Genomic DNA, 10389 nt, shown 5'->3' with positions numbered 1-10389 from the left:
ATCCGGCGATTCGCCACCGCAGACCCGATAAAAATATCATCTTGGCCAATGTATCGATGCAACAGGATGATAAAAGCTTCCAGCATCGTCATAAATAAGGTTGCACCTTCTTGATGACTGAAAACTCTCAGGTCTTCGCACAAATCGACGGGTAATTCCATCCTGACGTGATCGCCATTATAAGTTTGTTCTTTGGGACGTGGGCGATCGTAAGGTAATTCCAATAAAGGCGGAATTCCTGCTAATTTTTGTTGCCAATAAGCCAACTGGGCTTGCGCTTCTGGGGTTTTCGCCCATTCTCTTTGCCAAGTAGCAAAATCCGCAAACTGGTAACTTAATTCAGGTAGTGGGGAAGGTTTACCAGCAGAGAAAGCTTCATACAGTGCCACCAACTCACCCAAAAAGACGTTAAAAGACCAGCCATCATGCGCCATGTGATGCTCAACATGGGTCAATATATATTCCTGGTCACTCAACTGAAATACAGCCCATTGAACTATGGGTAGTTGTGTCAGGTCTAGGTGTGTGAGAACTTCTTCCTCTACTAACTTTTGTGCTTCTATTTCCCTTTCAGGCTCAGGAATACCCCGCAGGTCAACGAATCTAAAAGCGGCTCCTGGATGGGGGTGAATTACTTGATATAGGCGACCATTCACTTCCTGATAAGTGGTGCGGAAGATTTCATGACGCTTGACAATTTCATCTAAAGAACGTTGTAGTGCTGCAATATCCAAGACACCTTTAATATCCATCGTGGCTTGGAATTGGTAAGCACTATTTTCGGGTGCTAATTTATGAACAAAATAGATACGCTCTTGAGAGAAGGAAACTGGTACAAGTCCTTCATGGGAAATGCGTTGGATGACAGGACGTTGCCATTGTGATTCTTCCCCACCTTGGGCTATGAGTTGAGCTACAGCAGCAATGGTAGGATTGGCGAATATTTGAGTAAAGGATATGTGAACTGAGAAAACTTCCCGCACACGAGACAGCATCTGAGTCACAATCAGGGAATGACCACCCAAACAGAAAAAGTTATCATTGATTCCTACTACATCCAGTCCCAATAATTCCGCCCAGATAGCGGCTAACTTCTCTTCAGTTGGGTTACGAGGCGCGAGAAACACTTCTTCCAAATCGGGGCGTGTCCGCGCTGGGGCTGGGAGACTGCGGCGGTCTACCTTACCATTTGGGGTCAAAGGTAAGGAATCAAGCATCATCAAAGCTGCTGGCACCATATAGGTAGGCAGCTTTTCTTCTAGAAAGCGTTTTACGGTTGCGGCGTTGACTGTGGATTCTGGCTGAGGAACAATATAGCCAACCAACCGCTTATTACCAGGAACATCTTCGCGGACAATTACCACCGCTTGGTAGATATCCGGGTGTTGATGTAAAACTGCTTCGACTTCTCCTAATTCAATGCGGAAGCCGCGAATTTTCACTTGGTTATCGACTCGCCCGACAAACTCAATATTACCGTCTGGTAAATAACGCGCTAAATCTCCGGTTTTATATAATCTAGTTTCTCCTACCTCTGGCAACTGATGCAGAATAAATCGTTCCTCGGTTAACTCTGGACGGTTGAGGTAGCCTCTGGCTAAACCATCACCACCAATATAAATTTCCCCAGGAGTACCAACGGGAACAGGTTGTAGTTGGGAGTCTAGTATATATGTTTGTGTATTAGATATGGGGCGACCAATGGGTAAAGTTGTAGCCCCTTCTGGGACATCCTCAACTTGATACCAACAAGAGAAGGTTGTGTTCTCAGTTGGCCCATAAACGTGTAGCAAATGCCGTGGTGCGCCATTCTCCAGCACCGTTTTCACAGACTTGGGATCTACCGCCTCGCCACCGAATAGCAAGTAGCGCAAGTCTTGAAATGTTTGGGGTGCAATATTAGCTAATTGATTAAATAAAGCAGTAGTTAAAAATAATACGTTAATTTTATGCTTCCGAATGTAGTCTGCAAAATCCAGGGGCGAGAGCAGAACATTTTGAGGAACACCAACTAAGGTTGCTCCATGCAGCAATGAACCCCAAATCTCAAAGGTGGCTGCATCGAAGGAAGTATTCGAGGCTTGGGCTGTACGTTCAGCAGATGTAAACTGCACATAATTGGTATTGCATACGAGGCGATTTACAGCCCGATGGGTGACAGCAACGCCTTTAGGTGTGCCTGTCGAACCGGATGTATAAATTACATAAGCCAGATTTTCTGCGGTGACATCGCTAGTAGGATGATCTTGGCTTTGAGAATCAATTAATTTTCTATCTGCATCCAAACAAACCGTCTTCACACCACTTGCAGCAAATTTATCAACAAACTTTTGCTGAGTTAGCAGCAATGACGCTTGTGAGTCTGACAGCATGAAGGACAGACGGTTTTGAGGATATGTCGGATCTAATGGTAAATATGCACCACCAGCCTTGAGGATTCCTAAGAGTCCAATGATCATTTCCAAGGAACGCTCAAGACAAATCCCGACTAATACGTCTGGTTTTACACCCAAAGATTGTAAATAATGAGCTACTTGGTTAGCTCGGTGATTCAACTCTTGATAGGTAAGTTGTTGACCTTCAAAGGCGATCGCAATATTATCTGGTGTTTTCGCTACTTGGGCAGCAAATAATGCTTGTATACACAAATGTTGAGGATAATCTACAGATGTATCATTCCATTCCACCAAGATTTGATGTAGTTCTTGTGTTGTTAAATTAGCGAAACTCTCAACATTCATAGTAGATTCAGTCAGCATTTCTTCCATGATTTTTGTATAGAAAAATAAAAAATAGCAGCAATCACTAAATATATCCAAGCTTATTGATAACAGTGTTTGTAGTAAGGACTGAAGTCCTCACCACAAACTAGATGAAAATTATCTGAAGTTACTTTACATAGTTAACTTTACTCAAGTTGTTTTACTTACGTTTATCTCAAAAATATTGAACAGAGAATTTTTAAGAAGCCTGTGTTCATCAAACAATGTCATCCTATAGAAATGGCCTTTGAGAGATTAATCTAATGACATCAAACTCAGAGGCCATTTTGGCGTTTGGCAAGACTACGTATGATTTCGCGCTGACGGTATGCACTGTGGCATTGAAACCAGTTCCAAACTGCTGAAAAACCTCTATTTAGTGGCATTTATGCTCAAATGTCACCAAATTTAATAGTGCGATTATTCTTCGACAATTTCCACTGTTCTTGGTTCTTCTACAGATTCACTATTAGTAGTGTCTGCGTTGAGATGATCTTTCAGTTTGATTTTTAGCTCATCGGAAATTGGTAAATCTTGAATTTCTTTGAGCAACAATCTTAATGAATCGGTTTTTTTCCGTTCTGAATAGACACCCTTGAGAATAGCTTCTAGACCAATTCCTGAAAGACTATCTCCTAGAAGTCCTGTTAGACCTAGTAGACCGAGACCGCCAATAATTCCAAAAGGCCCCCCTGCTGATGTGAGAGCAGCAACAATCGCTGCATTACTACCTGCTGATGAAATTGCTAAGACTAACAGAATTATGCCAGGAAGACCTAATCCTGCAACTTTTTTAATGATGTCGTCTGTGTTCATTAGCTTGACTCCTGATTTTGTTGGTACAAACTTTTTCACTGGTACGAGATTCGAGTCTTTCATATCAATTAAAAAACTAATCTCAGAATCTAGACTAAGCGATATTACCGTCAATTCCACTCAGATAGAGCTAAATTTTTAACATTTTCCTCCTGATTCATTCGTAACTGATTCGTGTATTGTTTAATCTAAAAGATTGCTAATCTTGCCTTTCACAGCTGATATCGCTACCGTTCTTGGGGAAGCTAAATAGTTTTTACCTGTGGGATCACCACTGCGGCCTTTAAAGTTGCGATTGGTGGCATAAATCCCCGTTTCTTCTTTGTCCAATACCCCAATTCCAGAGTTGATACAAGCTCCACAACCTGACTTGAGAATCTGCGCGCCTGCTTGGGCAAAAATATCTAAATAGCCCAAAGCTTTTGCCTGTTCACGAATTTCTATAGAAGCAGGTACTATATACAAGTTCACGCCCTCTGCTAGTTGGCGACCCTGTAATACTTCCGCCGCTTGAGCTAAATCGTAGAGTTTTCCGCCTGTACAAGACCCGATAAAAGCTTTAGTAATGGGAGTATCTTCTAACTGACTAATAGGTACTACTTGGTCTGGTTTGGGAGGACGCGCCACTTGTGCTTCTAGATGGCTGAGGTCAAATTGATAAACTTTTTCGTACTCCGCATCAGCATCGGCGATGATCTCTGTAAATTCCTGCTGAGAACGACTACTTACGTAATTGCGGGTGATTTCATCAGGGACAATCAAACCACAAATCGCCCCACATTCCACGGCCATATTAGCTAGAGTCAAACGCTCATCAAAAGGTAGTTGAGCGAGAATGGAGCCTCTAAACTCCATGACTTTACCCGTCGCCCCTGCACAACTAAGTTGCCCCAGGATAAACAAGATAATATCCTTAGCACTGATATGGGGTGGGAGATTTCCAGATAATTCAAACACTAATGTGGATGGCACACGCATCCACATATCCCCGGTAGCATAGATATTGGCCATATCTGTAGTACCGACCCCTGTGGCAAAAGCTCCTAATGCTCCGTGGGTGCAAGTATGGGAATCTGTTCCGGCGATGATCATTCCTGGGCGGACAAATCCCTTTTCTGGGAGTAAAACGTGACAAATCCCTGCTGCTTCACCAGGGGAAACCATGTCAAATAAATGACACCCTTGGTCTTGGGCAAACTGAATCATCTGCTGATACATCAGATCAGCTCGGCGGTCATCACGGATGTCATTGACTTGGATAAAGTGGTCAGCAACTAAAACTACCTTTTGGGCATCCCACAATTTTGCCCCTTCTCCATAGTTTTCATAGAATGTCTTGGCTACAGGTGCGGCTACGGCATCATGGGAGAGGGCTAAATCTACTTGAGCAAATACCACTTCTCCTGGGCGGACGTAGGAATTACCGGAGGCTTTAGCTAAGAGTTTTTCAACTAAAGTCATCGGTCTTGGGTGTGTGACGCTCTGAGGAACGGTAATTTTACCCTGACGACGCATCTGATTAAAGGGTATCAGTCCACCTGCTTGAGCGATCGCATCAACTACGGGATTTTCCTGTTTTTCTCCAAGAATCTCTAAAGACAGCCCAATATTAATGCTATTGCGATAAAAAATTTCTCCAAAAGATTGCGCCTGAATCTTTTCAATGCCGGCGGCTTTCAAAGCTATAGGGGCAATTTCTCTACTAGAACCACAACCGAAATTTTTCCCGGCGACAATTACGTTATATTTTTGTAGTTCTCCTATGCCAATCAAATGTTCTAAAGCATAGTTTTTGAGATTTTCAGGATCATATGTAGTAGCTCGATTGGCAGGAATAATATCATCGGTATTGATATCATCTCCTAGATATAAGATTTTATCTGTATGACTCATAAAGCACCCCGAATTCAGAATCTTGTGCGTGAGAAAGTTCTTCTAATAAAAGGTCAATTAGTTCTTCAGTATTAACTAATATTTCTGAGCCTTGAGGAGACAAATCAGCTGTGCGATATCCTTGAGCCAAAACTCTATCTTGAGCTGCGAGAATACGTTGCATAGCACCAGCTTCTCCCCATTGCTGAAGCATTAAAACACAAGCACCCAATGTTCCCAAGGGATTAGCAATTCCTCTTCCTGCAATGTCTGGAGCTGTACCGTGAATGGCTTCGTATAGTCCAAAACCATTACCATTGAGACTCGCTGAACCTAGTAAACCCACAGACCCAATTAATGCTCCGCCAATATCACTGAGAATATCCCCAAACAAGTTACTAGCTAAAATCACATCAAATCTTTGGGGATTTAAAACCATTTGCATGGCTAAATTGTCTACCAACATCGGCTCTACAATTACACCAGGAAAGTTAAGAGCTTCTTCTTGTACTAGACGAGTCCAAGGTAAATGAGGTAAAGCGTTTTCTTTGTGGGCTACAGTTAATAATCCGCGACGTTTTTGGGCTTTTTGCAGGGCTTGTCGTGCAATCCGACGAATTTCGTCATCGTAGTAGAGCATGGTGTGATATCCATAGCCTCCCTGCTCATCTACAGACCTCCCCGCAGGGCCAAAATAAATGCCACTGACTAATTCTCGAATCACGAGTATATCCAGATTGCGGACTTTTTCTGGACGGAGGCTAGATTTGTGCAGCAAACTATCAAAAATCCGAATTGGACGCAGATTACAAAATAAGTCGTAATGTTTTCGCAGTTCTAGCAGTCCGCCTTGAGTAACTGCACCAAATACAATCCCGTCAGAACCATCGCATAGGTCAGCTGTAATTTTAGGAAAGTAACTCCCAAATTTGTCTAAGGCTGTTTTACCAAGCCAGCCGTAGTCTACTTGTAAGTTAAATTTCTCCAATTTAGCAACGTATTGCAAAACTTTGAGAGAGGCTTCTACCACCTCTGCTCCAATTCCTTCTCCATGAATAGCAACAATACGATAAGACGGGTTACTTAAAGAATTCATTTTTTTTGTATTTGTTAACTTGGTGAGATTTAACTCCTCCTGAGCTAATAACATTTACTCTGTGTGAGTAAAACATTACTGCTATTTACAAAATTATTTAATTTATTATGTTTTATTTGATGTTGGAAAATAATGGTATTTTTTTACATAAATTTAGAATTTTGCCTTAGCATATTCCCATCTTTACTAAAGAAATGCAATAACATTTAGGACAGTTAAGATTTTACTTAAATAATTGTGTGGACAGTTAAGACATTTAATTAGAACCCATGACTAGTAGGCATCACAAAGAGTTTATTATTTGTAGCACAGAAGTTTATTTAGCAATTATTATCAAAATCACAAGGCGATCGCACCCAGACTTTAATCTCCATCAGATGCGATCGCCTATTCATGATATCCAGCTAAATTTTAGAGTTTGACTTGCTGTAAATGACTCCGAGGATTATAAGTACGGATAGCCCGGATTTTCTCATAATATTCTCGTTCTTGTTGGCTCATATCTTTCGGTGGTGCGATCGCTACTTTTACTAACTGGTCGCCTCTGCCACCTTTGGCTAAAGGCCAACCTTTACCCCGCAAACGCAAGGATTGACCAGAACGGACACCAGCCGGTAACTTTACATTGACGCTACCGTCGGGGGTAGGAACATCAATGGACGCACCCAAAGCAGCTTCATCGGGTGTGATGGGGACTTCACAAACTAAATTATCCCCTTCAATTTGGAAAAATGAGTGTGGTTGTAATTCTACTTTTAAATACAAATCACCCCGTTGTTGAGTCATGGGGTTAAATTGACCTTTACCCTTGACTCTTAAGCGATTACCAGGTTTTGCACCAGGGGGAATACGAACTTCTAAGTTTTCGTTACCAATGCTAAAACGCTTTTGAGTACCTGCAAATGCTTCCGCAAAAGTCAAAGTAATCGTTGCTTCTGCATCTTGCGCGCCACCTGTGCCGACATCTTGAAATCCAAAGTCCCCAAAACCACCATAGCCGCCCCCAGGTCGGCCGCCAGGGGTGCGATAGGAATAATTTTGCTTGCCTCCACTGCGAGGCGCACCACCGCCAAAGCGTCCTAATAATTCGTTGATAAATTCATCAAAAGTGCCGTATTGACTAAAGTCAAAGCCATTCATATCAACACCAGCACCACCAGGGAAACCACTATCCCCTACCTGTCGCCAATATTGACCAAATTGGTCATATTTCTTGCGTTTATCTGCGTCTGATAACACTTCATAAGCTTCATTCACTTCTTTGAAGCTTGCTTCAGCCTGCTTATTACCAGGATTAACATCAGGGTGATACTTGCGGGCTAGTTTGCGAAACGCCTGTTTAATTTCTTCAGGACTGGCAGTTTTACTAACGCCCAAAATCGCGTAATAGTCCTTGAAGTCGGTTGCAGCCATCTACCAGCCTCCTGTAAAAATTATCTTTAAGTTTTTTTTCTAAGATGAGAGATTTTGTCTTTGCTAGGTATAGTGCCAAGCATAAATAATTATGATTTTAAATTAATAAACAATATCTATAGATACAGTAACCCTACCTGTTTTTTGAAAATAACCGTACATCCGTAGCGATGCTGTTTTGATTTTTGTTCCCGTAGCGCAAGCGCGATCGGCTAGGATTAGGGATGAGAAAATAATATGTGTAATGCCATCTACTTATCGTTCCATAGTCTTAGTAGTTAAGGAAATGAGTTGAGTAATGCAACTCCTCCTATCAGGAAGAAAATTGCTCCCATCCCAGTAAACGTTGCAGGTAACAACCATAAATTTAGCCAGGAGTGAATCACGGCATCATTTGGCTGTTGGGGACTATAGAGAATTTCGACTTGCTGACCCATTTGGAATTCCGGTGTGCTACTGCCTGAGTTAGCTTCAAATACTGTGGTATCACCAGAAGATGGTGTAAATTCTACGACTGGATAATAGACTTTAGAACGTCGTTTGAAATCTATAACTGTTCCTTGGGTGATTACGGAAGTGGCAACAAAGGAACGCGTCTTCAGAGTCAAAACTATACCAACTACCAACAAAATACTACCAATACCACCGAATATAAAACCGAACAACCGCAAGGACTGAAGGTCATTCATAGGACTTTCTAACTCAACTTCAACTATTAATTTTGATAGTCTAATAGTTTACAACTACCCGTCAGAAAATCCTATCTCGGAAATTTGGCAATAAAAAAGGCAGGAAGACCTACCTTGTAACCCAAAAAAAGCATTTTGTAACCAAATACATTATTACTATGTCAGAGAGTTATGGCAGCAATATTACGACCATACGACAAGTATGTGAAGAATGAGGAAGGGTAAAGTAACTCCAGTTAAAAAAATATACTATCACCTTGATGGCAAGGGGGCAGGGGGCAGGCTTCCGCCGTGAGCGTCAGCCGAACGGGAGCAGGGGGAAAGACAGTTGTTTTAAAGCAGATAAATTAGATAGTTTATTTTCTGGAAGCCCCAACAGTGTTGGCTGTTGACCATTGACTAATGACTAATGACTAATGACTTCTGACTATTGACCAACTTGCCATCTTCCATGTTTACAATGCGATCGGCTATATCGAGGATGCGATTGTCATGAGTCACCATCAAGATAGTACAACCTTGTTCTTGAGCAAGTTTTTGCATCAGGTTGACTACATCTCGACCAGACTGGCTATCTAAAGCGGCTGTAGGTTCATCAGCTAAAACAATTTGGGGATGGCTGACTAAAGCGCGAGCGATCGCCACTCTCTGTTTTTGACCTCCAGACAGTTGGTTGGGATAATAATGGAGGTGATTTCCTAACCCCACTTGTTCTAAAATCTGCACTGCACGAGTTTCTATTTCCTCAAGTTCAATATGCTGGTGTAACTCTAAACCCATTTTGATGTTTTGCAGTGCTGTTAAACTGCCGTGGAGGTTATGAGATTGAAATATATAGCCGTTATTACGTCGCGCCTGGACTAATTTTTCTGCATCTGCACTACAGAGTTCTTGTCCCAACACTTGTAAACTTCCACACTGTGCAGAACGCAATCCACCCACTAAGGTTAATAATGTAGTTTTACCAGAACCAGATGGCCCTGTTAAAATCACAATTTCACCTTGATTAATTTCCAAATTGATATTACATAAAACTTGCTTACGCAGTGAACCATTACCAAAGTAATGGTCAAGATTCCGAATAGAAATGGCAGTAAACATGATTAGGGAATTGGGCATTGGGAATGGGGCATTGGGCATTGGGCATTGGGCATTGGAATATGGACAAGGTAGACAAGGTAGCAGGAGAGAAAAAACTATTGACTGTTGACTATTGACTATTGACTAAAACATATCTGCGGGGTCTGCGGCTTGTAGTTTGCGTGTGGCGATCGCACCCGAAATTGCACACATAATAATGGTTAGTATCAATACCTGCAATGCTCGTATAATGGTCATGTAGATGGGTAAATTAGTGGCACTGCGGGTTAATTGATAAAGTCCTAAAGATACTACTAACCCTGGGAAAAATCCTAATAAGGCTAAAATTACAGCTTCTTCAAAAATCACACCTAGCAAGTAGTAGTGACGATATCCTATGGCTTTAAAGGTGGCATATTCTTTCAGGTGAGCATTCACATCTGTAGATAAAACCTGATAAACAATAATTACCCCTACGACAAAACCCATTGATACCCCAATGCTAAAAATGAATCCTATGGGGGAATTAGTACGCCAAAAATTATTTTCAAATTCAATAAATTGCTGATGAGTTAACACTTTAACATCTTGTGATAGCCGTGATTTTAATGCAGCTTGCACTTGTTGAATATTTGCCCCTGATTGTAATTTAATTAAACCT

9 protein-coding genes are annotated in these 10389 nt (G+C 41.7%); 1 reads left to right on the top strand and 8 read right to left on the bottom strand.

What is annotated here, in order from left to right; all coding sequences use genetic code 11:
* From CV014_RS28510 to CV014_RS28495, 4 genes are all read right to left on the bottom strand, one after another.
* On the bottom strand, nt 1-2759 hold a 2759-nt coding region (locus CV014_RS28510), incomplete at its 3' end, for an amino acid adenylation domain-containing protein (protein WP_236145092.1).
* A 423-nt stretch (nt 2760-3182) separates the two neighbouring features.
* Entirely contained in the window at nt 3183-3578 is a 396-nt protein-coding gene (locus CV014_RS28505) for a hypothetical protein (protein WP_236145091.1), read from the bottom strand.
* 183 nt (nt 3579-3761) lie between these two features.
* Entirely contained in the window at nt 3762-5471 is a 1710-nt protein-coding gene (locus CV014_RS28500; protein ID WP_236145090.1) for an aconitase/3-isopropylmalate dehydratase large subunit family protein, read from the bottom strand.
* On the bottom strand, nt 5455-6600 hold the full coding sequence (locus tag CV014_RS28495; protein ID WP_236145089.1) for an isocitrate/isopropylmalate dehydrogenase family protein: 1146 nt from the start codon (nt 6598-6600) through the stop codon (nt 5455-5457). The genes CV014_RS28500 and CV014_RS28495 overlap by 17 nt, the downstream gene beginning before the upstream one ends.
* Before the next feature lie 215 nt (nt 6601-6815).
* Between CV014_RS28495 and CV014_RS28490 the strand changes: the two genes are divergently transcribed.
* On the top strand, nt 6816-6968 hold the full coding sequence (locus CV014_RS28490; protein ID WP_236145088.1) for a hypothetical protein: 153 nt from the start codon (nt 6816-6818) through the stop codon (nt 6966-6968).
* On the opposite strand, the gene CV014_RS28485 is transcribed toward CV014_RS28490, so the two are convergent.
* From CV014_RS28485 to CV014_RS28470, 4 genes are all read right to left on the bottom strand, one after another.
* Entirely contained in the window at nt 6958-7959 is a 1002-nt protein-coding gene (locus CV014_RS28485; RefSeq protein ID WP_236145087.1) for a DnaJ C-terminal domain-containing protein, read from the bottom strand. The two genes, CV014_RS28490 and CV014_RS28485, sit on opposite strands and share 11 nt — an antisense overlap.
* A 278-nt stretch (nt 7960-8237) precedes the next feature.
* Nucleotides 8238-8648: a DUF3592 domain-containing protein gene (locus tag CV014_RS28480; protein ID WP_236145086.1), complete on the bottom strand. Its 411-nt coding sequence runs from the start codon at nt 8646-8648 to the stop codon at nt 8238-8240.
* A 399-nt stretch (nt 8649-9047) separates the two neighbouring features.
* Nucleotides 9048-9749: a DevA family ABC transporter ATP-binding protein gene (locus CV014_RS28475; RefSeq protein ID WP_236145093.1), complete on the bottom strand. Its 702-nt coding sequence runs from the start codon at nt 9747-9749 to the stop codon at nt 9048-9050.
* 123 nt (nt 9750-9872) lie between these two features.
* On the bottom strand, nt 9873-10389 hold a 517-nt coding region (locus CV014_RS28470; protein WP_236145085.1), incomplete at its 5' end, for an FtsX-like permease family protein.

The organism is Nostoc sp. CMAA1605, from assembly GCF_021596505.1.
In the GTDB taxonomy this organism is placed as follows: Bacteria; Cyanobacteriota; Cyanobacteriia; order Cyanobacteriales; family Nostocaceae; genus Trichormus.
This window is presented reverse-complemented; position numbering and strand designations above follow the sequence as displayed.